This is a genomic window from Microbacterium sp. P5_E9 (assembly GCF_054049175.1).
Genome location: NZ_JBFUMV010000007.1, coordinates 73,163 through 91,150, shown reverse-complemented (window position 1 = coordinate 91,150; position 17,988 = coordinate 73,163). Strand labels below are relative to the sequence as shown.

Annotated in this window: 16 protein-coding genes; 8 read left to right on the top strand and 8 right to left on the bottom strand. The window is 70.0% G+C overall.

All coding sequences use genetic code 11. The features are described 5' to 3' along the window. The first annotated feature begins 52 nt into the window (after positions 1–52). The 3 genes from ACXJ3V_RS11360 to ACXJ3V_RS11350 are packed head-to-tail and all read left to right on the top strand — an operon-like array spanning position 53 to position 3,507. Positions 53–1,708 carry an amidohydrolase gene (locus tag ACXJ3V_RS11360; protein ID WP_457100416.1) on the top strand — a complete coding sequence of 552 codons (1,656 nt, stop codon included), beginning with the start codon at positions 53–55 and terminating at the stop codon, positions 1,706–1,708. A gap of 24 nt (positions 1,709–1,732) precedes the next feature. Then, positions 1,733–3,160 carry an NAD(P)/FAD-dependent oxidoreductase gene (locus ACXJ3V_RS11355; RefSeq protein WP_457100415.1) on the top strand — a complete coding sequence of 476 codons (1,428 nt, stop codon included), beginning with the start codon at positions 1,733–1,735 and terminating at the stop codon, positions 3,158–3,160. After that, positions 3,157–3,507, top strand: coding sequence for a cupin domain-containing protein (locus tag ACXJ3V_RS11350; protein WP_457100414.1), 351 nt, complete (start codon positions 3,157–3,159; stop codon positions 3,505–3,507). Before ACXJ3V_RS11355 ends, ACXJ3V_RS11350 begins: the two co-directional genes overlap by 4 nt. Before the next feature lie 57 nt (positions 3,508–3,564). Here the strand turns inward: ACXJ3V_RS11350 and ACXJ3V_RS11345 are convergent, their stop codons facing one another. Next, the gene (locus ACXJ3V_RS11345) at positions 3,565–5,229 is read right to left on the bottom strand and encodes a PucR family transcriptional regulator ligand-binding domain-containing protein (protein WP_457100413.1); all 1,665 of its coding nucleotides are present in this window, start codon (positions 5,227–5,229) and stop codon (positions 3,565–3,567) included. Between the two features lie 90 nt (positions 5,230–5,319). Here ACXJ3V_RS11345 and ACXJ3V_RS11340 point away from each other — a divergent pair, with 90 nt between their 5' ends. The 3 genes from ACXJ3V_RS11340 to ACXJ3V_RS11330 all read left to right on the top strand — a co-directional run bounded on the left by ACXJ3V_RS11340 (position 5,320) and on the right by ACXJ3V_RS11330 (position 8,756). Continuing rightward, positions 5,320–6,807, top strand: coding sequence for a CoA-acylating methylmalonate-semialdehyde dehydrogenase (locus tag ACXJ3V_RS11340; RefSeq protein WP_457100412.1), 1,488 nt, complete (start codon positions 5,320–5,322; stop codon positions 6,805–6,807). A 12-nt stretch (positions 6,808–6,819) separates the two neighbouring features. Beyond that, positions 6,820–8,196, top strand: coding sequence for an aminotransferase class III-fold pyridoxal phosphate-dependent enzyme (locus tag ACXJ3V_RS11335; protein ID WP_457100411.1), 1,377 nt, complete (start codon positions 6,820–6,822; stop codon positions 8,194–8,196). Between the two features lie 152 nt (positions 8,197–8,348). Further along, positions 8,349–8,756 (top strand): transferase, encoded by a 408-nt coding sequence (locus ACXJ3V_RS11330; protein ID WP_457100410.1) that lies wholly within the window; start codon positions 8,349–8,351, stop codon positions 8,754–8,756. Between the two features lie 8 nt (positions 8,757–8,764). Here ACXJ3V_RS11330 and ACXJ3V_RS11325 read toward each other — a convergent pair whose 3' ends face one another. Further along, positions 8,765–9,193 carry an SRPBCC domain-containing protein gene (locus tag ACXJ3V_RS11325; protein WP_457100409.1) on the bottom strand — a complete coding sequence of 143 codons (429 nt, stop codon included), beginning with the start codon at positions 9,191–9,193 and terminating at the stop codon, positions 8,765–8,767. 87 nt (positions 9,194–9,280) lie between these two features. After that, complete coding sequence (locus ACXJ3V_RS11320) at positions 9,281–9,679, bottom strand: DUF1304 domain-containing protein (RefSeq protein WP_457100408.1); 399 nt, start codon at positions 9,677–9,679, stop codon at positions 9,281–9,283. A gap of 36 nt (positions 9,680–9,715) precedes the next feature. Between ACXJ3V_RS11320 and ACXJ3V_RS11315 the strand changes: the two genes are divergently transcribed. Then, positions 9,716–10,489 (top strand): LysR family substrate-binding domain-containing protein, encoded by a 774-nt coding sequence (locus ACXJ3V_RS11315; RefSeq protein ID WP_457100407.1) that lies wholly within the window; start codon positions 9,716–9,718, stop codon positions 10,487–10,489. Positions 10,490–10,690: 201 nt separating this feature from the next. Here ACXJ3V_RS11315 and ACXJ3V_RS11310 read toward each other — a convergent pair whose 3' ends face one another. The 4 genes from ACXJ3V_RS11310 to ACXJ3V_RS11295 all read right to left on the bottom strand — a co-directional run bounded on the left by ACXJ3V_RS11310 (position 10,691) and on the right by ACXJ3V_RS11295 (position 16,250). Beyond that, positions 10,691–13,183 (bottom strand): CHAT domain-containing protein, encoded by a 2,493-nt coding sequence (locus ACXJ3V_RS11310; RefSeq protein WP_457100406.1) that lies wholly within the window; start codon positions 13,181–13,183, stop codon positions 10,691–10,693. Between the two features lie 81 nt (positions 13,184–13,264). Further along, complete coding sequence (locus ACXJ3V_RS11305) at positions 13,265–15,109, bottom strand: S8 family peptidase (protein WP_457100405.1); 1,845 nt, start codon at positions 15,107–15,109, stop codon at positions 13,265–13,267. Between the two features lie 63 nt (positions 15,110–15,172). Continuing rightward, positions 15,173–15,643: a hypothetical protein gene (locus ACXJ3V_RS11300; RefSeq protein ID WP_457100404.1), complete on the bottom strand. Its 471-nt coding sequence runs from the start codon at positions 15,641–15,643 to the stop codon at positions 15,173–15,175. Further along, positions 15,633–16,250, bottom strand: coding sequence for an RNA polymerase sigma factor (locus ACXJ3V_RS11295; RefSeq protein ID WP_457100403.1), 618 nt, complete (start codon positions 16,248–16,250; stop codon positions 15,633–15,635). Before ACXJ3V_RS11295 ends, ACXJ3V_RS11300 begins: the two co-directional genes overlap by 11 nt. Positions 16,251–16,409: 159 nt before the next feature. Here ACXJ3V_RS11295 and ACXJ3V_RS11290 point away from each other — a divergent pair, with 159 nt between their 5' ends. After that, entirely contained in the window at positions 16,410–17,153 is a 744-nt protein-coding gene (locus tag ACXJ3V_RS11290; RefSeq protein WP_457100402.1) for a glutamine amidotransferase-related protein, read from the top strand. Between the two features lie 3 nt (positions 17,154–17,156). Here ACXJ3V_RS11290 and ACXJ3V_RS11285 read toward each other — a convergent pair whose 3' ends face one another. Beyond that, positions 17,157–17,963, bottom strand: a complete 807-nt coding sequence (locus ACXJ3V_RS11285; protein WP_457100401.1) for a TspO/MBR family protein — start codon at positions 17,961–17,963, stop codon at positions 17,157–17,159. Positions 17,964–17,988 lie beyond the last annotated feature (25 nt).

Below are 17,988 nucleotides of genomic sequence, written 5' to 3'. Positions count from 1 at the left end.
GAGACGTTTCGTCTCGCTTCGCTCGCTCAACGACCGGATCAGGAGTACACGAATGCCCTACGCCGACCTCGTCTTCACCGGAGGACCGGTCTTCACCGCGAACACGGTCCGCTCTCGCACGACCGCCGTGGCGGTCGGCAGTGGCCGGATCGTCGCGGTCGGCGACGATGACGTCCGCGACCTCGTCGGGCCGAGCACCGAGGTCGTCGACCTGGGCGGCCGGATGCTCGTGCCAGGCTTCCAGGATGCGCACGTGCATCCGGTCTCGGGCGGCCTCGATCTGCTGCGGTGCGACCTGAACGAGGGCACGACCGAAGCCGAATACCTCGACATCATCGCGGCCTACGCGGCGGCGAACCCCGACGTGGAGTGGATCTCGGGCGGCGGGTGGAGCATGTCCGCCTTTCCCGGGGGCACGCCCACGGCGGCCGCGCTCGATCGCGTGCTGCCCGACCGCCCCGCGTTCCTCCCCAACCGGGACGGTCACGGGGCCTGGGTGAACTCGACCGCGCTGCGCCTTGCCGGGATCGACCGCCGAACCCCCGACCCCGCCGACGGCCGAATCGAGCGGGCCGCTTCGGGCGACCCGACCGGCACGCTGCACGAGGGCGCCATGTCGCTCGTGAACCGGCTGCTTCCCCAGGTGACGCTCGACACCCTCACTCAGGCGCTGCTGCGCGGACAGGACTACCTCCACTCCTACGGCATCACCGCCTGGCAGGACGCGATCGTCGGCGCGTACGCCGACCTCGCCGACCCGGGTCCGGCGTACCTCCGCGCCGCCGCGGACGGCACCCTGACCGGTCGGGTCGTCGGCGCGATCTGGTGGGACCGCACGCGCGGGCTCGAGCAGATCCCGTCCATCCTGGAGCGGCGGGAACGCTACCGCGGCGGCCGGTTCGCCGCGACGAGCGTGAAGGTCATGCAGGACGGTGTGGCGGAGAACTTCACGGCTGCCATGCTCGAGCCGTACTGCGACGGGCACGGGCACGTCACCGACAACTCCGGCATCTCGTTCGTGCCACCCGAGATCCTCAACCAGGCCGTGCCGCTGCTGGATGCCGAAGGGTTCCAGGTGCACTTCCACGCGATCGGCGATCGTGCCGTGCGAGAGTGCCTCGACGCCGTCGAGCAGGCGATCAGCCGCAACGGCCGCGGCGACAACCGGCACCACATCGCGCACATCCAGGTCGTGCACCCCGAAGACATCGCGCGGTTCCGCGACCTCGGCGTGGCCGCGAACATGCAGTCGCTGTGGGCCGCACTCGAGCCGCAGATGGTGGAGCTCACACTCCCGTTCCTGGGCGACCCGCGCAGCGCCTGGCAGTATCCGTTCGGGGATCTCCTCCGCTCCGGCGCGGTGCTCGCGGCCGGCAGCGACTGGTCGGTCTCCACGCCGAACCCGCTCGCGGCGATCCACGTCGCCGTCAACCGGAAGGCCCCTCCCGGCTATGAGGAGGGCGAATACGACGCCTTCCTCCCCGAGCAGGCGATCGACCTGGCGACCTCGCTCACCGCGTACACCGCGGGGTCGGCGTGGGTGAACCACCTCGACGGCGGCACCGGGACCATCGAGGTCGGCAAGTACGCCGACCTCGTCGTGCTCGACCGCGATCCCTTCGCCGGGCAGCCGGACGAGATCGGCGCCACCCGGGTGCTCCAGACCTTCGTCGAGGGCGACCGCGTGTACGCCGCCGCGGACGCCTGACCTCACCGATAGGAAGTGATCCCCGTGGGAACGACCGTCTTCGAAAGACAGCCGCCGGCAGCATCCGTCGTCGCGCACAGCCTCGCCGAGACGCGGCACAGCGTCTTCTGGGTCGACGACCTGCCAAGCGCGCTGCGCCCGAACCGTCCTGCACTGCGCGGTGCACGCACCGCAGACCTGATCATCGTCGGCGGCGGGTACACGGGGCTGTGGACCGCATTGCTCGCGAGTGAGCGGATGCCGGGCGCGAAGATCGTGCTGCTCGAGGCGAATCGCGTCGGGTGGGCGGCCTCGGGTCGCAACGGCGGGTTCTGCGAGTCGAGCCTGACCCACGGCCACGAGAACGGGATGTCGCGCTGGCCCGACGAGATGCCGCTGCTGCACAGACTGGGAATGGCCAACCTCGATGAGATCGAGGCATCCGAAGCCCGCTACGGCATGGACTTCCACTTCGAGCGCACCGGGCAACTCGCCCCCGCGACGGAGCCGCACCAGATCGATTGGCTGCGCGAGGCAGCAGCCGGTGATCCGGATGCCGTGTACCTCGACGAAGCGGAGGTGCAGGCATCCGTCCACTCGCCCACCTATCTCGCCGGGGTGTGGGAGAAGCGCAACTGCGGGATGATCCACCCTGCGCGACTCGCTGCCGAGCTCGCGCGCGCGTGCGAGGAGCGAGGGGTGGAGATCCTGGAGCGGTCGCGGGTGCGCGCTCTCGATACGAACGGGCAACGCGTCGTCGTGCGGACCGCGGACGGACACGTCGACGCCGCCCGCGCTGTCCTCGGGACGAACGTCTTCCCGTCGCTGCTGAAGCGCAACCGCCTCATGACCGTGCCGGTCTACGACTACGTGCTGATGACCGAACCGCTGTCAGACGACCAGCTCGCGTCGATCGGATGGCAGGGCCGCCAGGGCATCGGCGACCTGGCGAACCAGTTCCACTACTACCGGATCACGAAGGACAACCGGATTCTGTTCGGCGGCTACGACGCGGTGTACCACTATGGCCGCAAGGTGCGGCCCGAGTACGAGAACCGTCCGGAGGCCTGGCAGCTGCTCGCGAGCCACTTCTTCACGACGTTCCCGCAGCTCGACGGACTGCGCTTCACGCACAAGTGGTCGGGCGCGATCGACACGTCGACGCAGTTCACCGCGTTCTTCGGCACCGCCCGGGAAGGGCGCGTCGCCTTCGCCGCCGGATTCACCGGGCTCGGCGTCGGGTCGACGCGCTTCGCGGGCGAGGTGATGCTCGACCTGCTGGACGGGGTCTCGAACGAGCGCACGAACCTCGAGATGGTGCGCAGGCGCCCACTGCCCTTCCCGCCCGAGCCCGCCGCCGCGATCGGCATCAACGCGACGCGCTGGTCACTCGACCGCGCCGATCACAGCGAGGGTCGCCGCAACCTCCTGCTGAAGACGCTCGACGCGCTCGGCTTGGGGTTCGACTCGTGAGCCGGCTCACTCCTGGAGCGGTGACGGATGCCGCCACCCTCGCCCTGCCGCACGAGCCGGTGCCGGCCGACCAGGTGGTGGCCGGCGCCCCGAGCACAGGCTTCATCGGGCTCGATGAGATCGGCGGCGCGGAGGTCGGCGTGTGGGAGATGGCCCCAGGCGCGATGCGCGATGTCGAGGCCGACGAGGTGTTCGTGGTGCTTGCGGGGTCCGCGACCGTGGCGTTCGAGCAGCCGGCACTGCCGGCGATCGAGCTTGGGCCGGGATCGATGGTGCGTCTTGCCGCCGGCATGCGCACTGTCTGGACGGTGCGGGAGACCCTGCGCAAGGTCTACCTCGCCGGCTGAGCGCGTTTCGTCTCGGTCGCTGCTATCCCTCGCGAAGCGAGACGAAACGCCCCGGCCTCAGCGCCCCGCCGCCCTCCGCACCAGGAGGGCGAGGTGCAGGGCGGTCTGCGTCTCGCCGTCGTCGAGATCGAGACCGAGCAGCTCCTCGAGCTGTGCGATGCGCTGGTAGAACACCGAGCGCGAGAGGTGGGAAGCGGATGCCGCGGCCGTCCGGTTGGCGGGATGCGCGAGCATCGCCCCGAGCACATCGAGCAGGTCGCCGCCGCGGGCGAGGTCATGGACGATGAGCGGCGCGAGCATCCGCTCGCCATGCTCGAGCACACGGTGATCATCCCGCAGTGCGGTCACGAGCTGCACGAGGGGGCGGTTCTCGGCTCGCCGCAGCTGCGGACCGCGACCGCTTCGGCGCCCACGCCCACGGGCGAGGTCGACGGCTTCGTGCAGTGACAGCAGTGCCGCGTCGAGGCCTTCGGCCGCGCGACCCACCGACATCACCAGTCCGTCGGCATCGCCACCCCGCCCGATCAGCCCGTTGGCGAAGCCGAGCGCGGCGGCGTCGTCGAACCGCACATCGGCCGGGAGTGACAGCAGGGTCGCGGTCGCGGGTGCGGTGACGCCGTCAGGCGCCGACCCGGTGAGCGCTCGTCCCCGCAGCGCCCGGGCGGCGGCCGCAATGGCATCGGCCGACACCGGCGCGCCCCCCACCACGACCCCGTACAGCTGCGCGCCGGACAGCGGCAGACCTGCGGCCTCCAGTCGAGCGGCCGCACCACCGACCCCGGCGAAGCGTCCCGCGAGCAGCCCATCGAGCAGCCTCAGTCGTCCGATCCGGCCCCACTCGTCCGCGTCGCCGTCGGCGAGCCGCCCCACCGCCAGCGCGATCGCCCCCTGCTCCAGCACCGCGGTCCGTCCCGCGGCATGGTCGGGGCCAGGCAGCGCGATGAGGTTTCCCCAGCGGATGCCGCGCGCCTCGACCGGCACGACGAGCCATTCATCGGCGCCTGGCGCTCCAGAGCGCGCGCGACGCTGCTCGGCGCGGCGGTGCGCGGATCTCGAGCGGAGCTCCCAATCGAGGAACAGCTCCTCCTCGAGCGCCAGTGGAACCTCGGCCGCGACCACCTCGTGCGCCAGGTTCTCGAGGAGGACCGGCGCACCCAGCGTCTGCGCGAGCTGGTGGACGATGAAGTCGGCGGGCGATCCGCGGAGCACGAGCGCGGTGAACCGTTCCCGCACCTCGTCGCGTGCGCGCAGCGCGTCCGTCTGCCCGGCGATGATCCGGCTGTGGACGGCCTCGGTGAGGGCGACGAACTTGACCTCGCGATGCAGCACGACCAGCGCGAGCCTTCGCTCGGCCGCCGCCTCGGCGACGACCGCCGGCACGTAGCGGTAGTGGGCGCCCAGCTCCAGGACCAGGCCGGAGAGCCCGGAGTCCGCGAGCTCGCCGATGAAGCGGCGCAGGTCGGCCGGTTCCGCCGGCCACGATGATCCGGTGGACAGCAGCAGTTCGCCGCCGTCCAGCAGTCGAGCGACGCCGGCGCTGTCGGACACGTGCAGCCACCGCACGCGCGCTTCGAGCGCATCGCCTCCGACCAGCACCTCCGGAACGCCCTGCGCCACGGCATCCAGCGCGATCACCTCTCGCACCGTGGGGAGCGTCTCGGCGGCCGATCCGCGCTCCGGACGATCCGTATGGTTCCCTCGATCTTCGCGACGATTGACCACCGTGTATGCCTCCTCCGCTCTGACATGCTGGGACTTCGCCAGCCTATTCGATGCCCGGTCGATCTGTCCGGAAGCCCCACAGGAGCCCCCATGACCCTCATCCGCCATCTCGTCGACGGTCGCGAATCGGGTGGTGCCACGCGCACCGGATCCGTCTTCGACCCCGCCACGGGCTCCGTCCAGCGCACTGTCGCGTTCGCCTCCACCCGTGAGGTCGATGCGGCGATCGCCGCGGCATCCGCTGCCCTTCCTGCGTGGCGCGAAACGGGGCTCGTCAAGCGCGCCGACGTGTTCTTCCACCTGCGGCAGCTGCTCGTCGAACGGCAGGACGAGCTCGCGGCCATCATCACGAGCGAGCACGGCAAGGTGCTCTCCGACGCCAAGGGCGAGATCAGCCGAGGCATCGAGAACGTCGAGTTCGCCGCCGGACTCGTACACCTGCTCAAGGGCGAGCGATCCGAGCAGGTCTCGCGCGGCGTGGACGTGCACTCCGTGAAGCAGCCGGTCGGCGTCGTGGCCGCGATCACCCCCTTCAACTTCCCGATCATGGTGCCGCTGTGGATGACGGCATCCGCCATCGCCTGCGGCAACACCGTCGTGCTCAAGCCCAGCGAGAAGGACCCGAGCGCCTCGGTCTTCCTCGCGAAGCTGTTCGAAGAGGCCGGGCTCCCCGCAGGCGTGCTCAACGTCGTGCACGGCGACAAGGAGGCCGTGGACGCCCTGATCGACTCCCCCGACGTGCGTGCGGTGAGCTTCGTCGGCTCGACCCCGGTCGCCCGGTCGATCTACGAGCGCGCCACCGCACGCGGCAAGCGGGTGCAGGCGCTGGGCGGTGCGAAGAACCACATGGTCGTGATGGCGGATGCCGATCTCGAGGCCGCCGCGGACGCCGCCGTGTCCGCCGCCTACGGCTCGGCAGGCGAGCGCTGCATGGCGATCTCGGTGCTCGTCGCGGTCGGCGACCAGGTCGCGGATGCGCTCATCGAGAAGGTGTCCGCGCGGGTGGCGGCACTGCGGATCGGACCGGGGACGGATCCGGCGTCCGAGATGGGACCACTCATCACGCGGGAGCACCGGGACAAGGTCGCTTCGTACGTCAGCGGCGCCGCGGCGGAGGGCGCGACCGTCGTCGTCGACGGCACGGCCGTGGACTTCGACTCCGACGGCTTCTTCATCGGCGTCTCGCTCATCGATCACGTCCAGCCGGGCATGAAGGTCTACGACGACGAGATCTTCGGTCCGGTGCTCTCGGTCGTCCGGGTCGGCTCCTACGCCGATGCGGTCGCCCTCATCAACGCCAACGAGTATGCGAACGGCACCGCGATCTTCACGCGCGACGGAGGCACCGCCCGCCGCTTCGAATTCGACATCGAGGTCGGAATGGTCGGTGTGAACGTGCCGATTCCCGTGCCGATCGGGGCGTATTCGTTCGGTGGTTGGAAGAACTCGCTGTTCGGCGACTCGCACATCTACGGCCCCGAGTCGGTGCACTTCTACACGCGCTCGAAGGTCGTCACGACCCGCTGGCCCGACCAGTCGCCCTCGCACGTCGACCTCGGCTTCCCGAGCAACCACTGATCCGGAGAATCCATGTCTGACACCCTTATCGCCCCGTACGACGCCCTCGACCTCGAGGCCGACGCGCGCGTGCGCGCCGACGACCGCGGGCACGTCTTCCACTCGTGGAGCGCGCAGGCGGTCATCGACCCCCTCCCGATCGCCGCGGGGCAGAGCTCGACGTTCTGGGACTACGCGGGCAACGCCTACCTCGACTTCAGCTCGCAGCTGGTCAACCTCAACCTGGGGCACCAGCATCCGGATCTCGTCGAAGCCATCCAGCGTCAGGCAGGGCGCCTCGCGACGATCCAGCCGTCGATGGCGAACGACGTCCGAGGCGAGCTGGCCCGCCGGATCGCCGAGGTGTCGCCTGCGGGGATGGAGAAGGTCTTCTTCACGAACGGCGGCGCTGACGCGAACGAGAACGCCGTGCGCATGGCCCGCATAGTGACAGGCCGCCGCAAGGTGCTGTCGATGTACCGGAGCTATCACGGCAACACCTCCACCGCGATCGCCCTCACCGGCGACCCGCGCCGCTGGCCGAACGAGCCTGCGGACGGCTCGGTCGCGAAGTTCTTCGGCCCGTATCCGTACCGCTCGTCCTTCCACTCCATCTCGGCGGAGGAGGAGTCCCAGCGTGCGCTCGAGCACCTCGAGCAGACGATCATCCTCGAGGGCGCGACGACGATCGCCGCCATCGTGATCGAGACGATCGTCGGGACGAACGGCGTGCTCATTCCGCCGCCTGGGTACCTCGCCGGGGTGCGGGAGCTGTGCGATCGGTTCGGCATCGTCTACATCGCCGACGAGGTCATGGTCGGCTTCGGTCGGGTCGGCGAGTGGTTCGCGTTCCAGGCCTTCGACGTGGTGCCGGATCTCATCACCTTCGCGAAGGGCGTGAACTCGGGCTACGTGCCGCTCGGCGGCGTCGTCATCTCAGACCGAATCGCGGCGCACTTCGACACCGTGCCCTTCCCGGGCGGCCTCACCTACTCGGGCCACCCGCTGGCCTGCGCCGCGGGCGTCGCGACCTTCGAGGTCTTCGAGCGCGACGGCATCCTCGAGCGTGTGCGCGACCTCGGCGCCCGGGTGGTCGGGCCTCGCCTGCGCGACATGGCGACGCGGCATCCGTCCGTCGGCGATGTGCGCGGCATGGGACTGTTCTGGGCGATCGAGCTGGTGCGCGACCGCGAGACGCGCGAGCCGCTCGTGCCGTTCAACGCGAGTGGAGCGGATGCCGCGCCCATCGCCGCGGTCGCCGCCGCGTGCAAGCGCGAAGGCGTCTGGCCGTTCACGCACTTCAACCGCCTGCACGTCGCGCCCCCGCTCGTGATCGGGGAAGACGAGCTCGTGCGCGGCCTGGAAGTAATCGACCGCGCGCTCACCCTTGCCGACGGGTACACCCGCTGAGGACCCGGATCCCCGAAGTGAACCTCGGGGAATCCGAATTCGTGTCACCTCCGAACAACCAGTACAGGGCGAGGCCTGACCGCAGGGAATGAATCACCTGGGAGCGGCGTTATTCATGTACTCGGCCCGGTATGGTGCCGCAGGAGGGGACCGTGGGTAAGAACTACGTCGACATCGAGAACGAACGTGGCGAGACGCTGCGCTACCGCAAGCACGTCAACGGGCGGGGTCTCATCGCGAATGGAGCCCGGGTTCACCCGAGTGCCGTCGTCGAAGCGGGTGCATACGTCGAGCCCGGGGTTCAGATCGCGGCGGGTGCCCACGTCGGCCGCGGAGTGTGGGTCGAGTCGGATGCCGTGATCGGCCCGGAAGTCGAGATCGCTCCGCACGCCCACATCGGACCTGGTGCCGCGATCGGCGCGAGCGCCAAGATCGGCGTCCGCGCCTCGGTCGGCCGAGGTGCCCGCGTCGCGGTGGGTTCGCTGATCCGCGACGACGAGATCGTCGGCGACGGAGAACTCGTAGCCACCGACCGGCGAGGTCTGCGGCTCGCCGCCTGACCCGGTCTTCAGGCGCGTTCGGCGGCCCTCTTCAGCCCGTCGAGCATCGTCTGCCAGTTCGCGGTGGAGTGCTCCGCGGCCTCTTCGCTCGCGTTGCCGTCCTGAACGAGCGTGACGCGCGTGCCGGAGGTTATCGGCTCGAGATCGAACACCAGGCGATGGTAGTTCTCCGGGCTGTCCGGCTCGCCCAAGAGTGGACTGTAGTGCGTCACCGCGAGTCGTGAGGGCGCGTCGATCGCGATGATCTCGCCCTTGTCCTCGAACGTCTTGCCCTCCCACTCGCCCTTCCAGACGATCGGCGATCCCACCGTGAAATCGCTGATCACCTCGGCTCCGAACATGATGTCGGGGTCAGGTCCGCGCTGCGTCAGAAGCTGCCACACGCGGTCGGGCGGGGCGTCGATGTCGGTTCGCGCGCGCGAGATGTGATCTGTCATGCCAGCACGATAGGTCGGGTCCGCGCCATGGCCCACCCGCTTGACACGCGCCCTGACGCTGTTCCGGGCGAACGGAGGGCCCTCGCGTCAGGCGAAGAGGAACAGCGCGAAACCGATCAGCGGCAGCGTTCCCTGGATGAGCGCGGCCCGCAGATAGCTGCGGCCGGTCGTGAGCAGCACGAGCGCCGCGGCGACCATCGACCCCAGGGTGAACAGCGCGAGCGTCCGTCCCGCGACAGCCGCGACCGTTCCCGGGTCGCCCACCAGGAACAGCACGACGCCGATGATCGCCCCGATGGCGAGGAACAGGTTGTAGAAGCCCTGGTTGTAGGCCATCGGCTTGATCGTGTCGGCCGCCGCCTGGTCGGGCACACCGAACCGCTTCCAGACTCGAGGCTGGCTCCACTGCACGCTCTCCATCACGAAGATGTAGACGTGCAGCACGGCCGCGAGGCCTCCGAAGACGGTTGCGAGGATCGTGATCATGTCCGAACGATATCGCTCCGCGGCTACGCTGGCGGAATGGCGAAATCGGGCGGTTCCCGCGGCGCGCGCGGGCGACCCCTCCGCCCGGGACGCCCGGCCGCGTCCAAGGGATCAGCCAAGCGACCCGGCAAGCCGGGCAAGCCGGGTTCCGGGGGCAAGCCCGCCAAACCCGCCGCCCGCAAGCCCGCCGAAGCACCGGCATCCGACACGCCCGTCGTCGTGGGCCCGTTGGCGCTCGGCGTGATCCCCGGTGCGACGCCCGGCAAGTGGATCGATGCGTGGCAGGAGCGGATGCCGGGGGTCGAGCTGAGCCTGCACCCGATCTCGGTCGCCGAGCAGGACGCGGCCCTGCGAGACGGTGGGCTCGACGCCGCACTCGTGCGCCTGCCGATCGACGCGGAGGGGCTGCACGTCATCCCGCTCTACGACGAGCGGCCCGTCGTCGTGGCTGCCGCCGACTCCCATCTGATGGCCGCGGACGAGCTCGACTACGCAGACCTGGCGGGCGAGATCGTCGTCGTGCCGCGTGACGATGTGCTGCATTTGGCGGTGCCCGACGCGATCGCACCGTCCTTCGCCCCGCCGGAAGACACCGAATTGGCCATCGCGACGGTCGCTGCGGGAATCGGCGTCGTGATCGTGCCGATGTCGCTGGCGCGCCTGCATCATCGCAAAGATGTCGACTTCCGGCCGCTGTGCGACGGGCCGGTGTCGACCGTGGCGCTGGCCTGGCCTGCCGATCGGACGACGCCGGCGGTGCAGGCCTTCGTCGGCATCGTGCGCGGACGCACCCCGAACTCCTCGCGCTGAGCAGGATCGAGAGCGGGGGATGCCGCCGGCCTGAGGCCCTGCGACACCCCCCGTGGGTCCGACTCAGGAGGCTGCGTGTCCCGAACACGCCCTTGCGTTGCCTCCGGCCCCCAAAAGTGCCCGTCAGTCCCCCGATCCGGGCGGATGCGAGTCTTCACCGAACAACAGGAGCACGCCCGGGCCGTTCTGATACATCGATCTTCAGAATCCGATGCCGTGGGCCTGGAACGGCGAGACCACTCCGGTCTGCGCGGCGGCATGAGCGAGCGCGATCGCGGGCGCCTCGCCGGCAGCCAGGCCACCGTGCATGGCGCCGAGCAGTTCGCAGGCGGCGTCATCCGCCACGACGACGGACGCGGCGATCACGCAGCGCGCACCGCCGTGGAGCCAGACTCGCGCCATGCCCACCGCCTCCTCTCCCCAGCGCACTGACGATCGCCCGACCTCGCACGATGAGAGCACCACGGTCTCGGGCACCGACTCCATGAGATCGATGTCGTAGCCGAAGAGCGCGCCGTCGGCGAGCTCGAGACCCGAGAACAGGGGATTGTCGGCGGCGTGGCGTCCGTGGGCGGCGATATGCAGCACGTCGACCTGCGATGCCATGCGGGTGACGGCATCCACCGATGCGGCCTCGCCGTGGAAAGCTCTCGCGTCGGTCCAGCCGGATGCCGCTGCGCTCACCTCCTCTTCGCCTCGCGCCACACGGGGACCGACCGCGAAGCCCGCCGTCTTCGGCGCCCGGGCGCCGCGCCGACGCTCGTGCATCCACCCCGACGCCGACGACGCCACCGTCAGCGGGCGCGCACGCAGGGCGGGCAGCATCGTCCACGGGAGCCCGGAGAGCACGCCGGGGGCCGTGAGGACGATCCGCGCGGCATCGTCGAGCGACGCGGCCAGGGGAGCAACGAGAAGGGTGGACAGCACGGCGAGGCGGTCGTCTCGACTCGCCCGCACGGCCTTCGCCATCGGGCCGGAGGTCAGGGTGGCCGACACCTCGAGGTCCGCGCGAATGCCGTTGAGAGCGGCGCGGACCGCCGGCCAATCGAGGTCCGCCAACTGCACTCGATCCGGTGAGACGGCGAGCGCCGCCAGACCGCGCCCGTCGAACACGTAGGAGACGAACGCTTCGCCGTGGGTGAGCTCGCCTCGCACCTCTTCGAGACTCGCGCGACGGCGCAATTCCCCCGCACCCGTTCCCGACCATTGCCGGTCCCGCGCGCGATCGCGAAGCAGCAGCGCCCGAGGACTGGCGAGCCAGTCGCCGTCCGGCTCGGCGGAGCGCAGCACACGCAGCTCGGAGAGGTCGGCGGCAAGTGCCGGATCCGGCGGCGGCCGGACGGGCAGGATCTGCTGGTTCACGAGTCGTGCTCGCTCCGACCAGTCGAACACCACGTCGTGGCGCCGCGACCGCACGGCGGACGAGAGGCCGGACACGGTGAGGCTCACACCGCGCATCGCCCCCGAGGCCTGCAGGTCGAGGCTGCCGGTGGCGAGCTGCGTGCGCACCAGCAGATCCAGACCTCGTGCCGCCTGTGCCCGCACCTCGGCTTCTCGGGCATGCCTGGCTGCGTCGGCCGCGCGCACCTCGTAGATCAGCAGCGCCACCTCGAGCGGGGTCCGTGCTCCCACCTGCAGCCGCGGAACCGTCCTGATCGAGTTCCGTCGGATGCGCGCAAGCATGTCGGTCACCCGGAGCGCGTCAGCTTCGAGAAGGAACCCTCCCGCGCGAAGCTCTTCGACGACGTCCTCGACCTGACGTGCGGAAGGAAGTGTGCGGGGCACCCGGACGGGCTCCCCTGCGCGGTCGATTCGTCCGACGGCCAGCCGTGCGCGCAGCCGGATCGCTTCCGCGCGGACGGCCCACCCCTGGCTTCCGATGCGCTGGAACCTTCGCCGGGAGGCGGCCGCGACAAGCGCCGCGTGTTCCGGGTCGTGGTTGAGCAGCGACCTCGCCAGGTGGTAGTCGGCCGTGGCACGCTCGCGCGGGGCGCGATGCCGGCCCAGTGCGACCGAGACGCTCGCGAGGCTGCGCTCGGCCTCGGTGACGAGCCCCGCCTCGCGCAGCACTTCGGCGCGGTCGAGCTCATTGATCGCCGCCCACAGCTCGGACTCGCCGTCCAACGGCTCGCGCACCGACTGCATCGTCTGCAGCGCTGCGACGAGGTCACCCTCGAGCATGAGGGCGTACCCGCGATTGTGCACCGCGAGATTCGCCTGCGAGGTAAGGCCCGCCTCCCGGTAGGCGGCTTCCGCCGCTGCGAGGTCGTCCATGACTTCGTCCAGCCGGCCACGTTGCATGTCGACCACACTGCGGTTCAACCGCATGTTCGCCTGCCGCACGGGATCGTGGCTCAGCCCTCTGATACTGCGCGTGAGCCAGGTCGCGGCGTCGTCGAGCATGCCTCGCTCGAGCGCCAGCGAGCCCAGCTGACCCTGCAGCTGGGCGACGGCGTCACGCGACAGCCCGCCGCGTGCGAGAGCATCGAGGCAAAGCCGCTCACCGCCATCGACGTCGCCGAGCCGCGCGAGCACATACGCTGTCGTTCCCGCGATGCGCGCTTCGAGCTCGCCGTCCCCTGCAGCAGCGGCCTTCTCGGCCGCGGCGGACAGCGTCCGGCGCGCGTCGGGGTACCGGCCTCGATTGGCCTGCACACGACCGCGCTCGTACAGGTCCCCGGCCTCGAGCGTCACCCTGTCATGATGGCCTCGTCGGCCGGCGTGCGCCATCTCTCCCACCGGACCCGGTCGCCGCGCCAGCCGCGCGGAGACCGATCACGGCTGCGGCGGCTGGTCCATCCTCGACTGATCGAGAGTCGCGAGCGCGTCCATGGCCGCCTTCACCGCGTTCTCTTTGACGACGGCCGCCGCGGCGAGGGCGGCTTCGGGCGAGGGTGGCGCCGCGACAGGCGCCGGTGCCGACATCAGCACGGGTGCGAGTTGAGCCGCGATCGCGCCGGCCACGTAAGGTGCCGCGAACGAGGTGCCGCTCCAGATCGCGAAGCCACTCGAGTAGTCGTCAGGATCAAGGCCCTGCCGCCGGTGGGGATAGATGTCGTCCTTGGAACCCGCCTGAACGCCCCCCTGGAGCTTGGGGAACGTGCTCAGAATGGAGGTGCCCGGCGCGAACGCCGACACCCAGGGACCGATGTTGCTGTAGAGCGCGACCGATGTGCGCTGAGGGTTGAGTGCTCCGATCGCCAGGTGCCGGGCCAGAGTCTCCGTCTCCGTGAGATTCAGGCTCGGCTCCCCACCCGCCCAGAGGGCCGCGGGGAACGTCGGACGATCGGTGGAGTCGTTTCCGGCCGAGCACACCACCACGCATTGCCGTCTACGGAGCCTGAGGAGCGCGTCATACAGTCGGAGACTGAATCGACCGTCCTCAGGAGTCTCGTGGTAGTAGCCCATCGAGACATTCAGCACGTCGATGTGGTGGGGGTCATCGTCGGTGCCGCTCTCCACCCACGCGGCGAGCTCTTCAACGGAATCGATCAGTTCGCTCTCGAGCACGGTGCCATTGCTGTCGGCAATGCGGATCGAGATGAGGTTGGCGTCGGGGCACAGCTGACGGACGATGCCGGCCACGAAAGTGCCGTGACCCGAGGCGTTGTCCAGATAGCCGTCCAGCGGACCTGCCTGGTCGCCGTACACCTCGGGATTCGTGCTCTCGTCCTCGATGCCGATGACCGTGCCTGCACGAGTAGGCGACGGTGGCCGACGACGCACGACGTCGCCCGCTGCTTCCGTGCCTGCGGGCAGCCAGCCTTCGAGAACTCCGCAGCCGGTGTCGACGATGGCCACGACCGGCCGCCGGGCTCCGACTGGGAGCGGGTCGGGCTTCCGGGCGGGTTCGGCACCGATATACGACACAAGCTCCAGTCCGCCGCCGCCGGGATACGCGTAGCCGACAACGCCCGAGGGATTCGTCTGAGTGTGCGGGTTCGTCTGAGTGTGGGGGTTCGTCTGAGTGTGCGGGTTGAGCCCGATGGGATCGACCAGGAGGACGTGATCGAGCCCGACGCCCCGGAGTTCTGGGACATCTCCATCAAGGGAGGCATAGGGATCGTCCTCGCTGTCGGAATCGGCGTCGGCGGCCGCCTTCAGCCAGCTGCGATCGACGGAGCGGGCGGCGCCGCGTGCGATCCTCCGCCGCGCTTGAGAGACCTCCGAGCCGCGCTTCTTCTCCTCGTCGTCCTTGTTGAAGCCCCTCGCCTCCGCGGTGCCCGGCGCGGGGAGCGGGATGTCCGCGACCGGACCGACCTCTGCCGTCAGCAGCGCCTTGCGTCGTGCGTGCTGCAGCAGGCGCCAGGCGTCGACCGGTGGTACGGGCTCGTCGTCGCGATCCGGCTTGGGCGCCTGGATGATGCGTGCCCAGCTCAGCAGATCGCCGGAGTCCGAGCCGTCGCGGATGGTGTCGATCTCGACGTCCCACCCGAGCTCGTCGCCGGCAGACCTCAGCAGGCTTTCGGCGTCGAGCGTCTGTCCGGAGATGAGCAGGTGTCCCGGTGCATAGACCGTGTCGAACGCGCGCAACCCTGGGACGGGCTCACGCCTCGGATCGAGGAAAACGCCCCGAGGCTCATCCGCTGCTTCCCGGTCGCGCCACGTCTTGCCTGCCATCTGTCGTGCCTTTCGTTCACAGGAGGAATGACGCGGCCTGAGGGTCGCGGCATCCGATCACAATCAGAGTTCGAATTGCGGGGTCTGGAAGTCGTGCAGCTCGCCATCGGCGCCGCGCACGACGAGGCGCAGCTGCGTGAGCCCGGCGGGCACCGAGTCGAACGCGAAGCGTCCGTGCTCCCCCGCCTCTGCTGACCAATCGCGGTCGCCCTGGACGAGGCGGATGGCGAGGGTCACGGCATCCACCCAGCCGTCGACGCGGCGTGCGCCGTCTTCGGTGACGGTGACGTGCACGAGCACGTTCGTCTCGCCGTGGCTGAACTGGATCGTGGCGGTGTCGCTCTCCCCGCGCACGGCGGCGAGGGCGGACTCCTCGACGAGCGTCAGGAGCGCGTACTCGCGGGACAGATCCTCGACGGCGACCGCGGCGACCATACGATCGACGAAGTCGGCCGGCACGGGATCCATCTCGTCCCATACCTCCCGAAGTCGCGCGAAGAGCGCCGCATCCGCGGCGAAGTCCTCAGTGTCCATCGTCGTCACCTTCCCATCCGTCGCCCTCGAGCAAGGCGCGGAGCTTGGCGAGACAGCGCTGGCGCGTCGGTCCGATGGACCCGACCGGCATCGCGAGATCCTCAGCGATCCGCGCGTAATCGGGCCGATCCTCGAACGCGACGATCCGCAGCAGGCGCTGGCATCGCTCGTTGAGCACTCCGACGGCGACCCACAGGCGACGGGAGTCGTCGTCGGTCGCCGCGGTCTGCTCGGCGGATTCGTGAAGGGGGAGATGGGGCTCGAGCGACTCGGCCTCTTTCGCCTCGTCGAGGCGGTGCTGCTTTCCGACGCGCCACGCCTCGCGGCGGGCGCACATCGTGAGCCACCCCGACACAGCCTGGGGGTCGAGGATGGTCTCGTGCCGGCGCACGAGGGTCAGCCAGGTGGTCTGCACCACGTCCTGCGTCAGCGCGTGATCGAGCCCATAGGCCCGCACCACGTGCCAGAGGAGGGGGGACATGAGGCGGACCAATTCGTCCATCGCCCGGCTGTCACCGTCGCGCCAGCGCAGGAAGAGGTCAGCGGCGTGCTGCCATCGCGTCGGCTCCGCCGCGTCGACGGATGTCTCGGCGCCCCCATGCGTCATAACGCCCATTGTGTCCACACTGAGCAGAGAGCGGTAGAGCGCTTCTGATACATGCCGCACGAACTTTTCTTCCGGGGGATTCGGCGGCGGCCCTGATTCGGGTCACGGCGGATGACGGCCGCCTCGCGCCGGCCCGCCGCGCCGCTTTAGAATCGCGCCATGACGAGCCCGCCGCTGCTGTACGTGTGCGTGCGACCACAGCAGGGGGCCGCGGCGGCGGAGTACGAGTCATTCCGCGCGGCCGCCCACCTCGACGAGTCGCGACTGGCGCAGCACGACCTCGTGCGCGAGCCGCTCCCCGACGACGTGTTCGACCGCTACAGCGGCTTCTTCGTCGGCGGGAGTCCGTTCAACGTCACCGACCCCGAGTCCACCAAGACCGTCGTGCAGCGCCGTTTGGAGCGCGACCTCGAGCGCATCGCCGAGCGTGCGGTCGCGCGCCAGACCGCGGCCCTGTTCACCTGCTACGGCATCGGCGTGGTCACCCGTTTCCTGGGCGGCCAGGTGAGCCGCGCCTTCCCCGAAGACACCGGCCCCGCTCCGGTCGAACTCACGCCGCAGGGCCGGGCAGACCCCCTCCTCGGCGGCCTCGCCAGCCGGTTCACCGCCCTCACCGCACACAAGGAGGGGTCGGCTGTCGTCCCCCCCGACGGCGTGCTGCTCGCGACGAACGACGGATGCCCCGTCCAGGCCTACCGCGTCGGCGACCGGCTCTACGCCACCCAGTTCCACCCGGAGCCGACGACCCACGCCTTCACCCGGCGCATGGCCGTCTATCGCGACGACGGCTACTTCGCGGCGAGCGAGTACGACCTGATCGCCGGCCACGTGCTCGCGGCATCCGTCACCGAACCGGTGCGACTGCTGCGGGCGTTCGCGCGGGCGTTCGGGTCGACCGCCTGAGGCTCACGCCTCGGCGTTGCGCATGTCGATTGCGCGAGCCGCCAGGGTCCCGATCACCGGCACCGCGATCACGACGATCGCCACCACGGCAGCGGTGATCCCGATCGGCTGGCTCGGCGGCTCACCGTGCAGGCGCCCGACCGCGATCCAGGCAAGGCCCCATCCCATCGCCAGGCCGGGCGTGACCCGCCATTCGCTCGCCGACGCGATCGTCACACCGATCACTCCGACCAGCACGAGCGTCGTGATGCCCCAGACGTCGGCGGTCTCCGCCCACCACGATGGACCCAGCGTCGTCAGCCAGGCAGAGATGTTGGCGACGGTCGCCAGCGACACCCAGCCGAGGTGGAGCCCCGTCGCGCCGTCGATGAGGATGCTGTCGGCGAAGCCCTCGGCGGGAAAGCGGAAAGTCTGCACAAAGGTCGCACACAGCGCGATGAGGAGCACCACGATGCCGACGACGGTCAGGATGAGGTTCGCGAATTGGGCCAGGACGAGCCAGGTCCCGTTGAGCACTGCCGTGGCGGCGATCCACCACCCGACCGCGCGCTGGCGGGGACGGCTGCGCTGCGACGGCAGCGCCTGCCAGACCGCATAGGCGACCAGCAGGAGGTAGATCAGGCTCCAGATCGAGAATGCGGGTGAGGCCGGCGCGAGGTACGAGCCATCGGCCGCGAGTGCGCCGCCCTGCAGGTCCTGCACGGAGGTTCCACCCAGCGCTCCGGTTCCGACGGCCGCGGCGATCAGCATGTAGACGGTGGCCGAGATCACGACGATCTGACGGACGAGATCCTTCGCGGTGGGTTCCATCACTTCACGCTATGGAAGCCTGGCC